This window comes from Flavobacterium chryseum (genome assembly GCF_004362015.1).
Classification (GTDB): domain Bacteria; phylum Bacteroidota; class Bacteroidia; order Flavobacteriales; family Flavobacteriaceae; genus Flavobacterium.
The window spans coordinates 497,771-517,332 of record NZ_SNWW01000003.1 but is presented as its reverse complement, the minus strand read 5'-3'; the positions used below and the strand labels follow the sequence as shown (position 1 = coordinate 517,332).

General features: G+C 33.0%; 15 protein-coding genes and 1 tRNA gene. 11 read left to right on the top strand and 5 right to left on the bottom strand.

Annotated elements, in window-relative coordinates; translation table 11 throughout:
- Positions 1-8: 8 nt before the first annotated feature.
- Both EV143_RS08730 and EV143_RS08725 read left to right on the top strand, forming a co-directional pair.
- Complete coding sequence (locus tag EV143_RS08730; protein WP_133507571.1) at positions 9-758, top strand: SusE domain-containing protein; 750 nt, start codon at positions 9-11, stop codon at positions 756-758.
- A 76-nt stretch (positions 759-834) separates the two neighbouring features.
- The gene (locus EV143_RS08725) at positions 835-3,705 is read left to right on the top strand and encodes an alpha-amylase family glycosyl hydrolase (RefSeq protein WP_133507570.1); all 2,871 of its coding nucleotides are present in this window, start codon (positions 835-837) and stop codon (positions 3,703-3,705) included.
- Positions 3,706-3,779: 74 nt separating this feature from the next.
- Here EV143_RS08725 and EV143_RS08720 read toward each other — a convergent pair whose 3' ends face one another.
- The 3 genes from EV143_RS08720 to EV143_RS08710 form a co-directional block, all read right to left on the bottom strand.
- The gene (locus EV143_RS08720; RefSeq protein ID WP_133507569.1) at positions 3,780-4,007 is read right to left on the bottom strand and encodes a DUF6814 family protein; all 228 of its coding nucleotides are present in this window, start codon (positions 4,005-4,007) and stop codon (positions 3,780-3,782) included.
- Between the two features lie 12 nt (positions 4,008-4,019).
- The gene (locus EV143_RS08715) at positions 4,020-5,519 is read right to left on the bottom strand and encodes an MFS transporter (protein ID WP_133507568.1); all 1,500 of its coding nucleotides are present in this window, start codon (positions 5,517-5,519) and stop codon (positions 4,020-4,022) included.
- 422 nt (positions 5,520-5,941) lie between these two features.
- Positions 5,942-6,014 (bottom strand) — tRNA-Phe (locus EV143_RS08710).
- A 99-nt stretch (positions 6,015-6,113) separates the two neighbouring features.
- Here EV143_RS08710 and EV143_RS08705 point away from each other — a divergent pair.
- The 7 genes from EV143_RS08705 (at position 6,114) to EV143_RS08675 (ending at position 13,207) form a co-directional block, all read left to right on the top strand.
- Positions 6,114-6,848: a type III pantothenate kinase gene (locus tag EV143_RS08705; protein ID WP_133507567.1), complete on the top strand. Its 735-nt coding sequence runs from the start codon at positions 6,114-6,116 to the stop codon at positions 6,846-6,848.
- Positions 6,841-8,067, top strand: a complete 1,227-nt coding sequence (locus EV143_RS08700) for a hypothetical protein (protein ID WP_133507566.1) — start codon at positions 6,841-6,843, stop codon at positions 8,065-8,067. Before EV143_RS08705 ends, EV143_RS08700 begins: the two co-directional genes overlap by 8 nt.
- Positions 8,068-8,119: 52 nt before the next feature.
- Complete coding sequence (gene lptC / locus EV143_RS08695; protein WP_133507565.1) at positions 8,120-8,671, top strand: LPS export ABC transporter periplasmic protein LptC; 552 nt, start codon at positions 8,120-8,122, stop codon at positions 8,669-8,671.
- Positions 8,672-8,681: 10 nt separating this feature from the next.
- Positions 8,682-8,876 carry a hypothetical protein gene (locus EV143_RS08690; protein ID WP_133507564.1) on the top strand — a complete coding sequence of 65 codons (195 nt, stop codon included), beginning with the start codon at positions 8,682-8,684 and terminating at the stop codon, positions 8,874-8,876.
- Between the two features lie 3 nt (positions 8,877-8,879).
- Entirely contained in the window at positions 8,880-10,139 is a 1,260-nt protein-coding gene (locus tag EV143_RS08685; protein ID WP_133507563.1) for a hemolysin family protein, read from the top strand.
- 108 nt (positions 10,140-10,247) lie between these two features.
- Positions 10,248-12,347 (top strand): peptidylprolyl isomerase, encoded by a 2,100-nt coding sequence (locus EV143_RS08680; RefSeq protein ID WP_133507562.1) that lies wholly within the window; start codon positions 10,248-10,250, stop codon positions 12,345-12,347.
- A 512-nt stretch (positions 12,348-12,859) separates the two neighbouring features.
- A complete protein-coding gene (locus EV143_RS08675) occupies positions 12,860-13,207 on the top strand; it encodes a hypothetical protein (RefSeq protein WP_243739822.1) in 348 nt (115 codons plus the stop codon).
- Between the two features lie 37 nt (positions 13,208-13,244).
- Here the strand turns inward: EV143_RS08675 and EV143_RS08670 are convergent, their stop codons facing one another.
- Both EV143_RS08670 and EV143_RS08665 read right to left on the bottom strand, forming a co-directional pair.
- The gene (locus EV143_RS08670) at positions 13,245-14,165 is read right to left on the bottom strand and encodes a GYDIA family GHMP kinase (protein ID WP_133507561.1); all 921 of its coding nucleotides are present in this window, start codon (positions 14,163-14,165) and stop codon (positions 13,245-13,247) included.
- A 19-nt stretch (positions 14,166-14,184) separates the two neighbouring features.
- Positions 14,185-15,498 (bottom strand): hydroxymethylglutaryl-CoA reductase, degradative, encoded by a 1,314-nt coding sequence (locus EV143_RS08665; protein WP_133507560.1) that lies wholly within the window; start codon positions 15,496-15,498, stop codon positions 14,185-14,187.
- A gap of 180 nt (positions 15,499-15,678) precedes the next feature.
- Here EV143_RS08665 and EV143_RS08660 point away from each other — a divergent pair, with 180 nt between their 5' ends.
- Together EV143_RS08660 and EV143_RS08655 are read left to right on the top strand one after the other, a co-directional pair.
- Positions 15,679-17,850, top strand: a complete 2,172-nt coding sequence (locus tag EV143_RS08660; RefSeq protein ID WP_133507559.1) for a S9 family peptidase — start codon at positions 15,679-15,681, stop codon at positions 17,848-17,850.
- A 35-nt stretch (positions 17,851-17,885) separates the two neighbouring features.
- The gene (locus EV143_RS08655; protein WP_133507558.1) at positions 17,886-19,562 is read left to right on the top strand and encodes a peptide MFS transporter; all 1,677 of its coding nucleotides are present in this window, start codon (positions 17,886-17,888) and stop codon (positions 19,560-19,562) included.

Here is a 19,562-nt window from a genome sequence, read left to right as displayed (position 1 = left end):
ACATTAAAATGAAAAATATATATAAAATTTTAATCGCATTTATTGGTGTATTGGCTGTTTCATGTAATGCTGATGATGTAGACAATAGACCCGTTATTGATGCAGGAACTGCTCCGGTATTATTAACACCAAAGTCTGATTTTAGTATTGTACTTACAAAAGATACAGAGAAAGACATTGCTACAACAGTAACATGGAATAAGGCAACTTATACCGGAATTCAAACAATTGTAAATTATACTATTGAAATTGCAAAAGCAGGTACAAATTTTGCCAATCCAACAACTGTGTCAAATACAACTGCGCTTTCAAAAGAATTAACAGTTGCCGAATTAAATTCTGCGGTACTTAATGGGGGTTTTACTCCATATCAGGAAAATAATGTTGATGTTCGTATAAAGTCTGTTGTAGGAGCTACAGGACTTCCTCAATATTCTAATTCCTACACAATTAAAGCAACTCCTTATGCTGCTTGGGCAAACTGGGGTTTAATTGGTTCTGCAACTCCTAATGGATGGAATGATCCAGATACTGATTTAAATTATGATTTGGCTACTAAAAAATATTCTTATGTTGGACCATTAGTAGTAGGCGAAATTAAGTTTAGATTAGATGATGGTTGGGCTACTAATTATGGAGATGATGGTAATAACTTATCATTAGATCTTGGAGGTGCTAATATTCCTGTTCCAGTAGCTGGAAATTATACTGTTGAAGTTGATATCACTAATAAAAAATACACTATTACGAAAAACTAATATTTTCTTCAAATTAAAAATGGGGCTATCTAAGGATAGCCCTTTTTTAATCATACTAACCAATCAACCACATATTATGAAAAAAATTATACTAACCACATTTCTGTTGTTGTCAGTGACAATTTTTGCACAAAAGCAAGATGTTACTTACTCAATAAACCCTCCAACTTTTGAGGATACAACACCAATCACCATAACTATTCCAGGCACAAGCATCAATGAAGTTCCATGGGGTATAGACACTACTCATGCATTATATCTTTGGTCATGGTGTTATGATGTAAACGATGCAAACCAAATGGATTCGCCATCTAACGGTTCCTGGACTGTTTCAAATGAAGCAAGCAGATTTACCTACAATGCGGGAACAGATACTTATACAAAAACATTTACACCATCTGTTTATTTTAACAGAAATGGAATTGGCAGAATAGGATTTCTTGTAAAAGCAAAAGACGGATCGGGTACAAAACAATCACAAGATATTGTGGTCGAAGTCGGTTCTTTTCAGGCAACACTGACTGCTCCAACAGAAAATAGTGCCAGCGTTATTGCTTCAGGTTCAAACTTTGCAATTGCAGCAACTAACACAAATGGCGCGGCAAGTTATACCTTAAAAGCAAACGGAACGATAATAAATACTAACGCAAGTACATCAAGTTATACTTATTCTCATATTAATGTTACAACCAATCAAAGCTACGAGCTAACTATAGTTCAGGGAGCAACAACAATCGTAAAAAAGTTTTCTGTAATTGTAAATCCCAATACAATTTCACAAGCTATGCCAGGAGGTTTGGTTGATGGAATTAATTATAATTCGACTGATGCAACAAAAGCAACTTTGGTTTTAGATGCGCCTTTAAAAGATTTTGTTTATGTTGCAGGAAGTTTCAATAATTGGCAGCCTTCATCGGCGTACGCCATGAAAAAAGATCCGGCTTCGGGCAAATTCTGGTTAGAGCTAACTGGGTTAGTTTCAGGAATAAATAATACCTATCAATATTGGGTTGTCGATGCTACTCCGCTTGCCAATTCTCCTTCGTTGGTAAAAACAGCAGATCCTTATTCTAGTTTGGTTTTATCTCCTTTTGACGATGCTGGAATTCCTTCAATTTCATATCCAAACATGCCAACTTATCCGGTTGGACAAAACTTTGAAGTTACGGTTCTTAAAACCGGACAAACGCCATACAATTGGCAAGTAACTAATTTCACAAAACCTGAAAAAGAAAAATTAGTGGTGTATGAAGTTTTAGTTCGTGATTTTGATGCAGCCAGAAATTATCAAAGCTTAATTGACAGAATCGATTATTTTAAAAATCTTAAAATAAATGCCATTGAATTAATGCCTGTAATGGAATTTGAAGGAAATGAAAGTTGGGGTTATAACACTTCATTTCATATGGCTCTGGATAAATTTTATGGAACTTCAGATAAGTTAAAAGAATTGATTGATTTATGCCATCAAAACGGAATTGCAGTTATTCTCGACGTTGCTTTAAATCATGCTTTCGGAAGAAATCCGATGGTGAGAATGTGGATGAACGATCCTGACGGAGATGGTTTTGGATCGCCTACAACTGAAAACCCGTATTTTAATACTGTTGCAAAACACAGTTATAATGTTGGTGAAGATTTTAATCATCAATCATTAAAAACGCAAAACTATGTAGATCGCGTCATCAAACAATGGATTGAAGAATACAAAATTGATGGTTTCCGTTGGGATTTAACCAAAGGATTTACACAAGCTTGTACAGATGCTGATCAGGCTTGTACGAATGCATATCAACAAGACAGAGTTGATATCTTGAAGAAATATGCCGATTATTCCTGGAGTCTTGACCCAACACATTATACCATTTTCGAGCATTTAGGAACTGACGCCGAAGAACAACAATGGGCAAATTACAGAATTACAGAAACGCCAAATAAAGGAATTATGATGTGGGGAAAAATGACAGATCAATACAACGAATTGTCAATGGGATACAATAGTAATATTTCAAGAATGTCAAGCGCAAGTCGTGGGTTTACTGCAAATCGTTTGATGGGTTATGCAGAAAGTCATGATGAAGAACGTTTGATGTATAAAAATTTACAATACGGAGCTTCAAGCGGATCTTATAATGTAAAAACATTAAATACAGCTTTATCAAGAATGTCTGCGATTGGTGCCGTTTCACTATTGATTCCCGGACCAAAGATGATTTGGCATTTTGGAGAATTAGGTTGGGATGATTCTATTTTTACGTGTAACAATGGCACCGTAAATAATGATTTTGATGCTACTTCGGGAGATTGTAAATTAGACACAAAGCCACAGCCTCAATGGACAGAAAACTGGCTGGGAGATTCAAACAGAAATAAAATCTACAACGACTGGGCAAAAATGATTGCACTTAAAATCGCAGAGCCTGTATTTTTAGGAACACCAACAATTGCAAATGCAAATTCATTATCCGTAAACATAAAAATTACCAATAGTAATTTGGTTTCAACGCAATTAAAAGATGTTCTGATTTTAGCCAATTTTGATGTAACAGCACAAAATGTTGCTACTGGATTTCAATATACAGGAAGCTGGTACAATCTAATGGACAATACTTCAATAAATGTTACGGATGTAAATGCCCTAATAAGCTTAGCGCCTGGAGAATACAGAATTTACGGAAACAAACAAGCGAATTTAGCCATAGAAGATTTCGAAAAAGGAAGCTCGGTTAGTTTACATCCAAATCCGGTTTCTAATTATTTTACTCTAAATATTGCAACTACAAAAGTTCAGGTTTATGCGGTATCCGGACAATTAGTAAAAAGTTTTATAGCCAATGGAAATTCCGAGTTTCAGTTTAATGTAAGTGATTTAAAAACAGGATTATATATTGTTAAAGCTTTGAATGCAGATAATGAAACGCAAGTAATGAAGTTCATTAAAAAATAAGTTTTGGTTTTGTTAGTAATGCAAAAAGGGCTGCCTATTATTGGCAACCCTTTTGTTTTTCTGACGTTTTAAAATTACTTTTTTTCGTCGCTATATTCGCCTATCATCGCAAAATATCCAAATGTACCCAAGCCTAAAACAATAAGAGGAGTGAGAATGAAAAGGATTATAATGCCAAAGACAAGATCATCTTGTTTGTCTGAGAGCAATTTAGGCAATCCAAATTCAAATACACAAAAGTACGCCGCGGCAATAGCTAATATAGCCCATAAAACACCTAAAACCTGTTTGATTGTATTCATTATTATTAAATATTAAAGGTGATTCGTTTTATTTTTATTATCGATATAAACCATTCCAATTACAAAGCACACCGATGCAATAATTATAGGATACCAAAGTCCGTCAAGATAAAAATCAGCATTTCCGGCTTGTTTAGAATGTGTTACAAAATAAGTTGAAATGGCAGGAAGCAAGCCTCCAAAAATTCCGTTACCAACATGATACGGCAATGACATTGAAGTATACCTGATTTTAGTTGGAAACATTTCCACTAAAAAAGCTGCAATTGGGCCATAAACCATTGTAACAAATAAAACCTGAATGAAAACCAGAAAAATGATTGTCCATTCATCGCTGGTATTTATATTGATTGAAACACTACTTTGAGATTCTTTTTCGTTATTATTAAAATCTTTCTTCTTCTCAATATACGTAGTTCCGTCAGTGTAGGTTTTTGAAATAGTGGTAATTACATCATTATTTTTTGTTGTTTCAATGTTTTGCGTAGTTTTTTCTACAATTTCAGTTTTATGATTTACATCTGTTGTTTCATACATCATTTTATAAATAGGTCGGTAAAATAAAATGGCAAGTAACATTCCACCCATCATGATATGTTTTCGGCCTATCTTATCACTTAACCATCCAAAAACAATAAAAAACGGAGTTCCTAATAATAAAGCAATTCCCAGTAATTCATCCACTTGAGATGATTCTATATTCATTACTGTTTTCATGAAACTCATGGCATAAAATTGGCCTGTGTACCAAACAACGCCTTGCCCCATTGTAGCACCAAATAACGCTAATAAAACAAATTTCAAGTTATATCGGTTACCAAAGCTCTCTTTCAGTGGATTTGTACTTGTTGTTCCTTCTTTTTTAGCTTTAGCAAATACAGGAGATTCATCCATGTTTTTTCGAATCAAATACGAAACGCCAACCATAACGATAGAAACCCAAAAAGGGACGCGCCATCCCCAGGTATCAAAATCTTCAGCCGAAAGAATATTTTTAGTGACAAGAATTACCATCAACGAAATAAATAATCCTACAGTTGCTGTGGTTTGAATCCATGATGTCCAATATCCTTTTTGTCCTTCAGGCGCATGCTCGGCAACATAAGTAGCTGCTCCGCCATATTCTCCACCAAGAGCTAAACCTTGCAGTAAACGCAGAATTAAGACCAATAAAGGAGCTAAAAATCCAATAGTTTCATAACTCGGAATACAGCCTATTAAAAAAGTAGAACCACCCATTAATAATAAGGTAGCCATAAAAGTATATTTCCGACCAATAATATCACCAAGTCTTCCAAAAAATAATGCACCAAATGGACGAACTACAAATCCCGCCGCAAAAGTGGCCAAGGTCGATAAAAATGCTGCGGTTGGATTATCACTCGGAAAAAATTTAGTAGAAATCACAACAGCTAAACTTCCAAAAATGTAGAAATCATACCATTCTATCATAGTTCCCATGGAAGAAGCAGAAATTACTTTCCAAATACCTTTAGTAGAAGTTTCGTTCATAAATTAGTGTTGTATACTTGTTAGTAAATAAAACTATAAAATATTATTTCACGAATATAAAAGATAATTTTTTAATTTTTTGATACTTTTTTAACAAATATTTATAATTTATTCGCTTCTTGAAATTTAAATAAGAAATAGCTGATGTATACTTTAAAATAAGGGAATTTTAGCAGAAAAGGCATTAAATTTTAATAAGATTTATATAGCATCAAATAAAACAAGAAAAAAGAAGAAGTAAAAAGATAATTTTACCGCAAAACTCACCAAGAAGAAACACAAAGGTTCTCTAAAGCTATAAATTAAAACTTTGCGAACCTTTGCGTAAACCTTAGGGCTCTTTGCGGTATAACTTTTTGCGGTAAAATTTGAGGAAAGTATTAAAAACAAAAAACCCACTCGGTTGAGTGGGTTTTTAAAGGTGGTGCCTCCAGGGATCGAACCAGGGACACATGGATTTTCAGTCCATTGCTCTACCATCTGAGCTAAGGCACCGTGCTGATTGCGGGTGCAAAGATAGAATCATTTTTCATTTATCCAAAACATTTTTTTAAAAAAATCAATTCGTACCTTCGCATTTGTAAATAATAAAATATGGTTTTAACGGTTGATGTTGGTAATACTCGAATTAAAGCTGCTGTCTTTGAGGGAAGTACTGTTCTTGAAAATTTTGTTTTTGAGAAGAATGAACTCGAAAAAAAAATTGAAAAAATTTTAAAAAAATTTCAAAATTGCTCTGATTTAGTCGTTGCATCAGTCGGAAATATCGAAAAACAATCTTTTTTGGCTTTCGAAAACCAGCTAAATATTCATTTTTTGACACATGAAGACGTTTTTCCCTTCATCAATAAATATGCAACCCCAAAAACTTTAGGAATCGACAGAATGGTTTTGGCTGCCGGAGCAACTTTGCAGTTTCCAAAACAAAATAGGTTAGTAATAGATGCAGGAACTTGCATTACCTACGATTTTATCGACGAAAATGACAATTATTTGGGCGGAGCAATTTCTCCCGGCCTGAGATTGCGTTACGAAGCTTTACATAATTACACAGCCAGACTGCCTTTGCTGGTATTAGAATCTCCTGATTCCTATATAGGAAACTCCACGCAACAGGCGATTCATTCAGGAGTTGTTAATGGCTTCGTCTATGAGATTGACGGTTTTATAGATGAATATCGGGCAAACTTTTTAAATTTTATAATAATTTTAACGGGTGGTGATGCAGAATTTTTGGCTAAACGATTAAAAAATACCATATTTGCCAATTCAAATTTCCTTTTGGAAAGTTTGAACCAAACATTTCAATATAAAACCGAAAATGATTAAAAAAATTATAATAAGTGCTTGTTTGCTTATCTCGTTCGTTTCATTTGCTCAGCAAGGTACTTCATCACCTTATTCTTTTTACGGAATTGGAGATGCAAGATTTAAAGGAACCCTCGAAAACAGATCTATGGGTGGTGTTGCGGTAGAGCAGGATAGTATTCACTTGAATATTGATAACCCGGCAAGTTATGCTAGTCTTGGACAAACAACTTTTACTGTTGGTGGAACTTTTGGAGGTAATACTATAAAAAGCGATACAGAATCATCAAAAGCACAAAGATCAACTTTTGATTATTTAGCATTAGGAATTCCGATGGGTAAATTTGGAGCTGGTTTTGGTTTGATTCCGTTGTCATCTGTTGGATATAAAATTTCAGATATTAATACCGGAGCAGGTGCTGTAAACAGCCAGCTTGAAGGAAAAGGAGGAGTAAACAGAGTATTCTTTGGTTTAGGATATAAAATTACTCCAAAATGGAATATTGGGGCTGATGTGCAATACAACTTTGGTAAAATTACGACAACAACTATAGAAGGTATTGTAGATGTTCAGGGCGCAACAAGAGAAACAAGTTCATCTGAATTGTCAGGAACAAGTTTTAATATTGGTACCATGTATCGAACAAAAATTGATAAAAAATTAAATTTATATACAAGTTTAAGTTACTCTTTTGCAAGTGATTTAAGATCAAATAGCGCAAGAATGATTGAAGTTGATGGTGATCCTGATCCTTATGAATATCCTGCTTCTACAATTACATTAAAATTGCCAAACAAAATAACTTTTGGTGCTGGTATCGGAGAAGCAAGAAAATGGTTAATTGGTACTACATTAGCCTTTCAGGGGAATGGACAACTGGCTAATTATTACAATACAAGCGATAATGTTCGTTATGAAAAATACTCGAAATATGCGTTTGGAGGATATTATATTCCTAATTATACGTCATTTTCAAGTTATTTCAGCAGAATTACATACAGAGCAGGTCTTAGATTCGAGAAAACAGGTTTAATAGTTAATGATCAATCAATTAATGATGTTGGGATGACTTTAGGAGCTGGATTTCCAATTACAGGAACTTTTTCAAATGTAAACTTCGGAATCGAATTTGGTAAAAAAGGAACTACATCTGCAGGCTTAGTTCAGGAAAATTATTTAAACTTTAGTTTGAGTTTCTCTTTCAACGATAAATGGTTCGTGAAAAGTAAATTCAACTAAAACATAAAATTGCTGTTTTTTTAAGCTCAGTACAATTTACTACATTTGGCAAATGAATTTACCAAAGAGATATATTATAACCGTTGTCACAGTTTTTGCTGTGACACTGTTTTTTGGATGCGAAAGTAATTTTAAGGACGTTCAGAAAATGGACTTTTCAGAATTTGTTCCAGGAAGTGATGCTGATACTGTAAATATAAAATATACGGATTCAGGAAGAATAACCGCAGTTTTGAAAAGCCGAAAAATGCTTGACTTTTCTAATCTTGATTTTCCGTTTACAGAATTTCCTAAAGGAATCGATGTTACCTTATATGATAAAAAACTAAAACGTACTTTTATAACATCAAATTATGCTGTATCTTATAAACAAACCGGGATCATTGATTTGCAGGGAAAAGTAAAAATTACTTCAGAAACCGGCCAGATGCTTGAAACGGAGCAGTTGTATTTTGATCAGAAAAATGAATGGTTTTATACCGAAAGAAAATTCAAGCTTACAGATGCAAAAGGCGTTTCATACGGACAAGGAATTGATTTTAGTAAAGATTTTAAAGTGATAAATTCACAACGAATAACAGGCGAATTAGAAGCCGAAGAATAAAATAGAGATTATGGGCATACTAAAATATACACAATACGTTTACTTATTAATTGCAGTTGCGTTTATTTATGACGGAATTACAAAGCTAAATGATCCTACAACTAATCCGTGGTTAAGTTTTTTGATTGCCGGTGTGAGTATTTTTATGTTTTTCTTTAGAAGAAAATATGCTAAAAGATTTGACGATCATTATAAAAAACAATAAAAAATGGAAATTAGTATTATAATACTATGTTTAATACTATCAGCCTTTTTTTCAGGAATGGAAATAGCTTTTATTTCTTCCAATAAAATTTATCTTGAAATAGAAAAAAAACAAGATAATTTTCTTTCTCAAATCCTCACAAAGCTTACCGAAAACCCTTCAAAGTTTATTGCAGCAATGCTTATTGGCAACAATGTGGCTTTGGTCGTTTACGGCTTTTATATGGGAGATTTAATTCTGAAATGCGTTACTGGTTTCGGATATCAATTCTCGAACATTACAAGTTTGTTGGTGCAAACGGTAATTACGACTATTGTCGTTTTAATTACAGCCGAATTTTTTCCAAAAGTTTTTTTTCAAATCTATGCCAATTCCTTAATTAAGATTTTTGCAATTCCGGCCTATCTCTTTTATAGATTGTTTTATTATGTGTCAACTTTTTTTATCTGGATTTCAGATTTTATTTTGCGAAAGTTTTTTAAAACAGAAGGAGATCAGGTTCAACTATATTTTAGTAAAATTGAATTAGGAAATTATATTACAGAGCAAATGAGTTCTGTGGAAGAAAATCAGGAAATGGACTCTGAAATTCAGATATTTCAAAATGCTTTAGAATTTTCGGGTGTAAAGGCGCGAGACATTATGACGCCACGAACAGAAATTGTAGATATTGATCTGTTTTCCAATATCTCAGAATTAAAAGAATTGTTTATAGAAACCGGCTATTCAAAAATTGTAGTGAGCCAAAATTCACTCGATGATATTGTAGGATACGTGCACTCATTCGATTTGTTTAAAAAACCCAAAACCATTAAATCGGTTTTAATGACGGTGGAGTTTGTTCCTGAAACAATTTCTATAAAAGATGCTCTTAATCTGCTGATTAAAAAACGAAAAAATGTTGCCGTTGTTTTAGATGAACATGGAGGGACTTCTGGTATTATAACTATCGAGGATATAGTCGAAGAACTTTTTGGAGAAATTGAAGATGAGCACGATTTAGACGAAGAATTGATAGAGCAGGAGTTAGGAGAAGGAAAGTATTTGTTTTCGACTCGTTTAGACGTAGAGTATTTAAATGAAACTTATAAATTGGATATTCCGGAAGAAGATTCATACGGAACTTTAGGCGGATTCATTGTGAATTCTACTAAAGAAATCCCTCAAAAAGGAGATGAAATCGTCATAGATTGCTATCATTTTGTCATTGAAGAAGCGTCTAATAAGAAAATTGAATTGGTAAAAATGACGATAAAGGAGTAATTTTTTTAGGAATTAAAAAAAAATGTGTAAAATAAAACACTAGTTGTATTGTTATTAGCTAGATAATTGTATTTTCGCAAACTGAATATAAAATTAACGATAATAAAAATGGCAGTTTTAGCAAAAATTAGACAGCGTTCCGCTTTATTGATAGGAGTTATTGCACTTGCATTATTTGCATTTATAATACAAGATCTATTCACAAGAGGAAGCTTCGGTCAAAGTTCAAAAGATGTAGGAAGCATCGATGGAAAAGATATTTCATTTGAAGACTTTAGAGTTAAAGTTAGTAATGTTGAAAAAAGTGGTCAAGGAATTTCTTCTACTGAAGCTGCAAACAGAGTTTGGGATCAAGAGGTTTCGATCGCTTTATTGTCATCTCAGTTTGACAAATTAGGATTGAGAGTTGGTGAAAAACACATTTTGGAAGTTTTAAAAACAGATCCGAATATTGGTAAAAATCCAATGTTCTTAAATGCTGCAGGTGTTTTTGACGTTGCAAAATTTAAAGAATACTTTAAAACAAATCCTGAAGCAGCACAATACATTTCTGCAAAAGAAAAAGATGCTGAATTAAACGCAAAATTTCAAATCTACAATACATTAGTAAAATCAGGTCTTTACACTACAGCTAGTGAAGGAAAATTGAAATATGAAATGGAAGCTAACAAAGTAAACTTTGCTTATGCTGCTGCATTATATTCTTCAATTAAAGACAGCGACGTAAAAATTTCTGATGATGAAATTGTAGCTTACATGAAGAAAAACGAGAAAAAATTTAAAGCTGATGCAACTCGTGAAATTCAATATGTTTTAATTGAAGACAAAGCTTCAAAAGAAGACGAAGCTGAAATTAAAGCAAAAATCACTGCACTTTTAAACGGAAGAGTAGAGTACAATGCAAAAACAGGTAAAAACGATACATTACCAGGTTTTAGAAACGCAACTAACATTGCTGAATTTGTAAACTCAAATTCTGATGTTCCTTACGATTCTACATACGTACCTAAAAACAATTTGCCGGCTGTTGATGCTGATAAATTATTTAGTTTACCTGCAGGAGCAATATACGGACCATATATTTATGGAAGATATTATGCTATTTCTAAATCTTTAGGATTTAAAGCTGGTGTTAATGCGAAAGCAAGTCATATCTTAATTGGTTACGAAGGATCTCAAACTCCAAATACAAAAGAAAAAAGAACTAAAGAAGAAGCTAAAGCTAAAGCAGAAGAAATTTTAGCACAGGTTCAGGCTAATCCTGATAGTTTCATGATGTTGGCTTTTACAAGTTCTGATGATTCATCTGCACAGCAAGGTGGTGATTTAGGATATTTTGGTCCAAACCAAATGGTAAAACCATTCAATGATTTTGTATTCAATAACGGAATTGGAAAAGTTGGTTTAGTTGAAACTCCTTTTGGATTTCACATTATCAAAATTACAGATAAACAAGACGGAATTCGTTTAGCTACAATTGCTCAAAAAATTGAGCCATCTGAAGCTACTTCTGATAAAGTATTCACATTGGCAACTAAATTCGAAATGGAAGCTGCTGATAAAGATTTTGCTGCTACAGCGAAACAATTAGGTTTAAAAGTTGCTGCTCCTATTACTGCAAAAGCAATGGATGAAGCATTTGGTCCTTTAGGAAACCAACGTAACATTGTAAGGTGGGCATTTGATAAAGAAACTAATACTGGAGACGTAAAACGTTTTGAGTTAGCTAATATTGGTCACGTAATTGCACAATATAAAAGCGAAAACAAATCAGGTTTAGTATCTGTTACTGTTGCAAGACCATACGTAGAGCCAATCTTGAAAAACCAGAAAAAAGCTGAAATGCTAAAAGCTAAAATGACAGGATCAAGCCTTGAAGCTATTGCTAAAAGTGCCGGCGTTGCAGTTCAACAAGCGACTAATGTAACCTTAGACAATCCGGTTTTACCTGGTGGAGTTGGACAAGAGCCTAAAGTTGTTGGTAATGCATACTCATTAGCAGCAAATAAAGTTTCTGCTCCAATTGAAGGAAACACAGGAGTATATGTTGTTAAAAATATTAGCACAGTAAAAGCTCCTGCAATTGCAAATCACGCTGAATATGTTGCTAAAATAAAAGCACAAAGCGCATCTGATGCAAGCAGAATTTTACCAGCGTTGAAAAACAATGCTAAAATTGAAGATAATAGATTGCAATTTAACTACTAGTTATTAGTAGATAAAAGAAAAATATAAAAAACCCGAAGCGTTCATTTTGAATGTTTCGGGTTTTTTTGAATCTAAGTTTTAAAGTAATTTTTTTATCAGCGTTTAAAACTATAATAAAGAATTACTCGTATATAATTCGGAATAAAAACTGAATTGTCCGCAATTGTTTTATAAGGAATAAATGTTTTTCTTTTTCTATTTGTTAAGAAAATTCACGATAATTTCGTAATAAAATTCGCTCTATTTTTCTTTAGTTATATAGGAATAATAGAAATATAATTTAAAAAATTTGTGATATTGAAAATATTACAGTTAATTTGTCCGAATTTTTATTTTAACAAATTAGATTATAGTTAGTTAGACTTATTGAAATTTGCAGATAAATGGTAGATAATTACTCTAAAAAAATAAAGCATTTGATGTTTTTTACTTTTAAATTTTTAAAAAAGAGGCCGAGGGTTTACTCCAAAATAGAAAATCATATTTTCGGGATAATTACTGAACTTTTAAAAGTGAGCAGTACTGATATCAATGTCGACGAATTAGGTGGTAAGTATTATTTAAGTAACGAAGAACAGCACTTTAAAGTTACGATCTTAAGCAATGATTATGTTATCAGGCTTACTAATACTCGTGATTCTGTTGCTGAAAAATATGATAAATTTTTTGTTGAAGATGTTTTAAAAGCGGTAAAAGAAGAGAAACATCGCAGAATGGAATTGGTATATGATTCTATTACAAATAGTATCGAAAAAATGGCCGAGCGATTACATAATACACTTATTGAATCTAATGGACAGGAAAATCAAAAAGTTCGACGATTAGAAACAAAACAAAATAACAAGAAGGTAAACTTTTAATTAGTTTATTTTCTTGCAATAGATTTAGGCTTTCGATTTATTTTTGCAAAATCATTTCGTCGTAGGAAAGTATAGTTTCATACCCTTTTGAAACAAAATAAGCTTTCGGATCTTCTTTAGAAATTACCATTACAAAATCACCGCCCCAGGCGCCAAGGCTTTTAATAACGCCGTTAAAATCCGGAAAAGCTATTTCTTTAATAGTTCGAATTTCCAATATATTACTCAATTGAATTTCATGTTTTTGAAGAGCCAAAGCAAATTCTTTTGTAGTTTTAGCATTCAAAACCAAATCAGTTATTTTATTATTAGCCGAAATATTTTCAGCTAAATTTTCATTTTTGTTATTATAATACGCGCTTATAGCAGATTTGCTGTTTTGTTTCTTATTAAGGTATACAAAGTGAATGTTTTCAGTAAAATCAGGATTAAAATCTAGAGTTTCAACAATTGGTAAACCCTGATCCAAACGATAAGTAATAGCAGTATGATTTTGTGCGCAGGCAATATCGTAACCACTGCCTCCAAAACTGTTATTAAGCAGCGTAAAAGCATCAATTTTTGCCCATTGTGCTATATTGTTTAGTAAAGTAGAGGAAGTTCCTAATCCCCAATTTTTTGGAAAAGTAAGATGAGTGCTTATTTTATATCCTTCAGCATCATTAATGAAAGCCGGATTTAAAAGATAAGCTTCGTGTAAAATATTAATTAAAGTAGTTCTTACAGTTTCAACCTTATCCTGAACATTATTTATAATTTCAGAAAAAAGAATAACGTCTTCAAACCAAATGTGATTATCGTAGTTATAGCTCTTCCATTGTATTTCCTGATTTAATCCACTTTCGACAACTAAATTTTGACCAAATTTTGTGGGTAAAGCAAAAGCTTTCGCACCATCTAAAACCAAGTATTCACCTGTAATTAAGAGTTTTCCGTTACTATAAAAGGTTGTTTTCATTCTTGTTTCAGCTCTTCAATTATTTTCTTAAATTTTCAATAAACTCAACTACAGCACTATGTGAAATAGCATTTTTCTTGAAATGAGCTTTAATTAAATTACGTTCGCTTTCAGTAGCTTCAAACTGATTGATGATATTGTTTAAATGCATTTTCATGTGGCCTTCCTGAATTCCGGTTGTAGTTAACGAACGCAAAGCAGCAAAGTTTTGAGCTAATCCGGCAACGGCAACAATTTGCATTAATTCAGAAGCAGATGGTTTTTCAAGAATTTCCAGACACAATTTTACCAAAGGATGTAAAGAAGTTAGTCCGCCAACGGTACCTAAAGCTAAAGGAATTTCCAACCAAAAAGTAAATATTCCGTTTTCGATTTTAGCATGCGATAAACTGGCATACTGGCCATTGCGTGAAGCATAAGCGTGTACGCCGGCTTCAATTGCTCTAAAGTCATTTCCTGTTGCCAGAATAACGCCATCGACACCATTCATAATACCTTTGTTGTGTGTTACGGCTCTAAAAGGTTCAACTTCGGCAATTTGCACAGCCTGCACAAAACGCTCAGCAAATTCTTGTGGATTCGGAATGTGTTTTTCCGTTAAATCTTCAACAGGGCAAGATACTTCAGCTCTTACAAGGCAATTCGGAACATAATTAGACAAAATACTCATAATTACAGTAAGCGTTTCATTTTCTGAAAATAACTCAGAATTTTGAAACTCTTCTTTTAAAGTAGAAGCAAATTGTTCGAGACAAGAATTGATAAAATTAGCTCCCATGCTATCCTTAGTTTCAAAAGTAGCATGAAGCTGAAAATAGTTCTCCAGTAAACTTCTTTTGTCTTTAAGCTTAATATCTAAAATTCCTCCGCCACGTTGCTGCATGTTTTTGGTGATGCTTTGCGTGTCGGAGAAAAGTTTAGATTTTATATTTTCGAAGAAAGATTGCAGTTTTGCAGCATCTCCATTAAAAGTAAAATGTACCTGGCCAATTTTTTCTGTATCAATTACAGTTGCTTTAAATCCGCCGCGTGTTGCCCAATATTTAGCAGATTTTGAAGCTGCGGCAACAACAGAACTTTCCTCAATTGCCATTGGGATCGTTTTATAACTTCCGTTAATTAAAAAATTTGGCGCAACTCCTAATGGAATATATAGATTGGTAATCGTGTTTTCTATGAAATCGTCGTGTAATTGTTGAAGCCTTTCATCTGAATTCCAGTAATTTCTTATTATATTAAGCGCTTCGTCAGGCGTTGAAAAATATTCGTTAGCGATCCAGTTTATTTTTTCTTTTTTGGATAATTTAGAAAATCCGGCAACAGCGTTGTTCATTTTCAGTATTTTAAATAGTAATGTTGTCGCAAATATACCAATTTAAGGGTTTGTTTGTAAACTATTTAAAAATTGAAAAGTACGCAATCGTTATTTTTTTTAACATTTAACACTTAAAATGTGTATTATGTTTATTTTTTTCACTAAAATTGGGCTCTTTTTATATTTAAATTAATTCAAATGAATACAAGTAAACTTACTGTTATATTTTTGTTTTTAGTTGCTACCGTTTTTGGCCAGCAAAAAATTACAGTCGAAAATATTTATAGTGGAGCATTTCGTGCCAAGGGAATGGATGAATTGCAATCGCTAAAAAACACAGATCAATATACTGTTCTGAATGTTGATCAGGCTAACAGAAGCATGCAGATTGATTTATATGACTTTGCAACGCTAAAAAAAGTATCAAATTTAATCGATACAAAAAACCATAAGGAACTTGCAGACGGAATCGACAGCTATACTTTTGATGCTTCTGAAAAAAAGATTTTAATTGCTTGTAATACAAACCAAATTTTCCGTCACTCTTTTACAGCAGATTATTTTTTGTATGATATTACATCTAAATCGCTAACAAAGCTTTTTGATTTTCAGATTCAGGAACCGACTTTTTCACCTGACGGAACTAAAATTGCTTATGCAAAGGAAAACAATTTATATGTTTACGATGTTGCTTCAAAAAAATCAACAGCAGTTACCACTGATGGAAAGAAAAATGCAATTATAAATGGTATTACGGATTGGGTTTATGAAGAAGAATTTGCTTTTGTGCGTGCATTCGACTGGAGCAAAGACAGTAAAAAACTAGCTTACATTCGTTTTGATGAAAGTGCCGTTCCGGAATTTTCAATGTCAATTTTCAAGAAAGATTTATACCCAACGGTTGAAACATTTAAATATCCTAAAGCCGGAGAAAAAAATTCAGTAGTTTCATTACATGTTTATGATGTTGCAGGAAATGCTGGTAAAAAAGTTGATTTAGGAAATTATAATGATTTTTACATAGCAAGAATGCAATGGACAAATGATAATAATACATTGTCGGCTCAGGTTTTAAACCGCCACCAGGATAACTTAGATTTACTATTTATTGACGGTACAACCGCTACAGCAAAAGTTGTTTTGAATGAAAAAGATAAAGCTTATGTTGATGTTACAGATAATTTAACTTTCTTAAAAGACAACAGTTTTATCTGGACCAGCGAAAAAGACGGTTTTAATCATATATATGTGTATGATAAAACAGGAAAACTTAAAAATCAGGTTACAAAAGGAAACTGGGAAGTAGTATCTTACTACGGTTTCGACGAAAAAACTAAAACTATTTTCTATCAATCTACAGAAAATGGTTCAATTAACAGAGATATTTACCGCATTGCTTTAGATGGAAAAAACAAAGTTCGTTTAACTACAAAAGTTGGAACAAGTGCAGCGACTTTCAGTCCAAATTTCCAATACTTTATTACAACTTTCTCTAGTAATTTACAGCCTACAACTTATACTTTAAACGAAAGTAAAACCGGAAAAGAAATTCAGGTTATCGAAAACAATCAGGCACTTGCTGATAAATTGAAAGCGTATAATCTTCCTGCTAAAGAATTCTTTGTTTTAAAAACGGCTAAAGGAAATGAATTGAATGCATGGATTTTGAAACCAAAAGATTTTGATCCTTCAAAAAAATATCCGGTTTTCATGTATCAATATTCTGGTCCGGGATCTCAACAAGTAAATAACGATTGGAATAATACAGACGATTACTGGTTTCTTTCGCTTACACAACAAGGTTATATTGTAGCTTGTGTTGACGGTAGAGGAACAGGTTTTAAAGGTGCTGATTTCAAAAAAGTAACTCAAAAAGAATTAGGAAAATACGAAGTTGAAGATCAAATTGATGCTGCAAAAGTAATTGGAGCATATCCATACGTTGATGCTTCAAGAATTGGAATCTTCGGATGGAGTTATGGTGGTTTTATGGCTTCAAACTGTATTTTTCAAGGCAATGATGTTTTCAAAATGGCAATTGCAGTTGCTCCGGTAACCAACTGGCGTTTTTATGACAGCGTTTACACAGAAAGATACATGCATACGCCACAGGAAAATGCAAGCGGATACGACCAAAACTCTCCAATAAATCACGTTGATAAATTGAAAGGTAAATTTTTATTGATTCACGGATCTGGTGATGACAACGTTCATGTGCAAAATTCAATGCAGATGATGGAAGCACTAATTCAGGCGAACAAACAGTTTGATTCTCAAATATATCCTGATAAAAACCATGGTATTTATGGTGGTAAAACGAGAATTCAGCTCTATAATAAAATGACTAACTTTATAAAAGAAAATTTATAATATAACTTTATCAACCTTAATAAATAGTGAATAATATGGAAGAAACTCAAGTGAAAACGGCGCATCCAAAAGGACTGTGGGTTTTGTTTGGAACGGAGATGTGGGAGAGGTTCAATTTTTATGGAATGCGGGCTTTATTGACTTTATTTCTTGTTAACTCATTGTTGATGAAAGAAGAAGAAGCCTCATTGATTTATGGAGGTTTTCTTGGGCTTTGTTATTTAACACCAATGTTAGGCGGATTTGTTGCCGATCGTTTTTTAGGTAACAGAAATTGTATTTTATTAGGTGGATTATTAATGGCTGTTGGGCAAATGTTATTGTTTACCAGCGGAAGTATTTTTGAATCTAATCTGGCAGTAGCTAAAGCTATTATGTATTGCGGATTAGGTGTTATTGTTTTTGGTAACGGATTCTTCAAACCAAACATTTCAAGTATGGTGGGAAGTTTGTATCCAAAACAAGAAAAAACAAAACTAGATACAGCTTTTACTATTTTTTACATGGGAATCAATATTGGTGCTTTCTTAGGCCAGTCTATTTGTCCTTTGTTAGGAGATGTTAAAGATTCTGGAGGAATTAGAGATATTCACGCTTTTAGATGGGGATTTTTGGCGGCTTCTGCTGCAATGCTTATCGGAACTGTTCTTTTTTACTTCTTAAAAAATAAGTATGTAGTTTCTCCGGAAGGAAGACCATTAGGAGGTTTGCCTTCTAAAAATGTAGCAGAAGATTTTGAAGAAGGAGAATCACAAAAAGCTAATTTTTCTAATAAAGCGCTTACTATTGCAGGAATTGCATTTATTGCTTTAGGGTTCTTTTTTCATTATGCTGTAGGTCAGAATTTAATTTATACTTTGATTTATTCTAGTGGATTGGCTTTGGCCGGATTAATTATTTCAGATACTTCTTTAACTAAAATTGAAAGAGACAGAATTATTGTAATTTATATCGTTTCGTTCTTTATTATTTTCTTTTGGGCTGCTTTTGAACAGGCAGGTTCATCATTAACTTTTATAGCCGACAATCAAACGGATAGACATTTCTTTGGATATCTAATGCCTCCGTCAATGGTTCAAATTTTTAATGGATTATTTGTAGTTATAATGGCTGTTCCTTTTAGTATACTTTGGGATACTTTGAGAGCAAATAACAAAGAGCCAATTTCTCCCGTAAAATTAGCTGCCGGTTTAGTAATAATCTGCGTGAGTTTCTTTATGATTGCAACTCAGGTTTCTTATATAGGAACATCTGGTTTGTTATTGGTAAAATGGCTTATCTTATTATATTTCTTAAATACATGTGCTGAGTTGTGTTTATCTCCAATTGGTTTATCGTTGGTAGGTAAATTATCTCCAAAACGTTTTGCGTCATTATTATACGGAGTATTTTTCTTATCGAATGCATCTGGATATGCTTTAGGAGGAACTTTGGGTTCTATCTTACCTGCAACTGGTGATAAATTCGTAAAAGCAAAAGAATTAGGAATTGATCTTCAGGCAGTTTTAGATCATAAAATAACACCAACAGCAGAGCAATTATCGCTTTTAGAGCAACACCAAATTAGTGCACATAATCACTTTTTTGCCGGATTCGAAATTCATAATCTATACGAGTTTTTTATGGTTTTTGTTGTTCTTACTGGTATCGCAGCAATTGTCTTATTTGCGTTGACTCCATTCTTGAAAAAAATGATGCATGGTGTTAGATAA

What these genes read in the sequence shown, in the direction of transcription:
- EV143_RS08690 (WP_133507564.1), top strand. Translation starts at nt 8,682, where the DNA reads ATGGGCATACTAAAATATACACAATACGTTTACTTATTAATTGCAGTT.
- EV143_RS08715 (WP_133507568.1), bottom strand. Translation starts at nt 5,519, where the DNA reads ATGAACGAAACTTCTACTAAAGGTATTTGGAAAGTAATTTCTGCTTCT.
- EV143_RS08660 (WP_133507559.1), top strand. Translation starts at nt 15,679, where the DNA reads ATGAATACAAGTAAACTTACTGTTATATTTTTGTTTTTAGTTGCTACC.
- EV143_RS08655 (WP_133507558.1), top strand. Translation starts at nt 17,886, where the DNA reads ATGGAAGAAACTCAAGTGAAAACGGCGCATCCAAAAGGACTGTGGGTT.
- EV143_RS08705 (WP_133507567.1), top strand. Translation starts at nt 6,114, where the DNA reads ATGGTTTTAACGGTTGATGTTGGTAATACTCGAATTAAAGCTGCTGTC.
- EV143_RS08680 (WP_133507562.1), top strand. Translation starts at nt 10,248, where the DNA reads ATGGCAGTTTTAGCAAAAATTAGACAGCGTTCCGCTTTATTGATAGGA.
- EV143_RS08720 (WP_133507569.1), bottom strand. Translation starts at nt 4,007, where the DNA reads ATGAATACAATCAAACAGGTTTTAGGTGTTTTATGGGCTATATTAGCT.
- EV143_RS08685 (WP_133507563.1), top strand. Translation starts at nt 8,880, where the DNA reads ATGGAAATTAGTATTATAATACTATGTTTAATACTATCAGCCTTTTTT.
- EV143_RS08730 (WP_133507571.1), top strand. Translation starts at nt 9, where the DNA reads ATGAAAAATATATATAAAATTTTAATCGCATTTATTGGTGTATTGGCT.
- EV143_RS08665 (WP_133507560.1), bottom strand. Translation starts at nt 15,498, where the DNA reads ATGAACAACGCTGTTGCCGGATTTTCTAAATTATCCAAAAAAGAAAAA.
- lptC (WP_133507565.1), top strand. Translation starts at nt 8,120, where the DNA reads ATGAATTTACCAAAGAGATATATTATAACCGTTGTCACAGTTTTTGCT.
- EV143_RS08725 (WP_133507570.1), top strand. Translation starts at nt 835, where the DNA reads ATGAAAAAAATTATACTAACCACATTTCTGTTGTTGTCAGTGACAATT.
- EV143_RS08670 (WP_133507561.1), bottom strand. Translation starts at nt 14,165, where the DNA reads ATGAAAACAACCTTTTATAGTAACGGAAAACTCTTAATTACAGGTGAA.
- EV143_RS08700 (WP_133507566.1), top strand. Translation starts at nt 6,841, where the DNA reads ATGATTAAAAAAATTATAATAAGTGCTTGTTTGCTTATCTCGTTCGTT.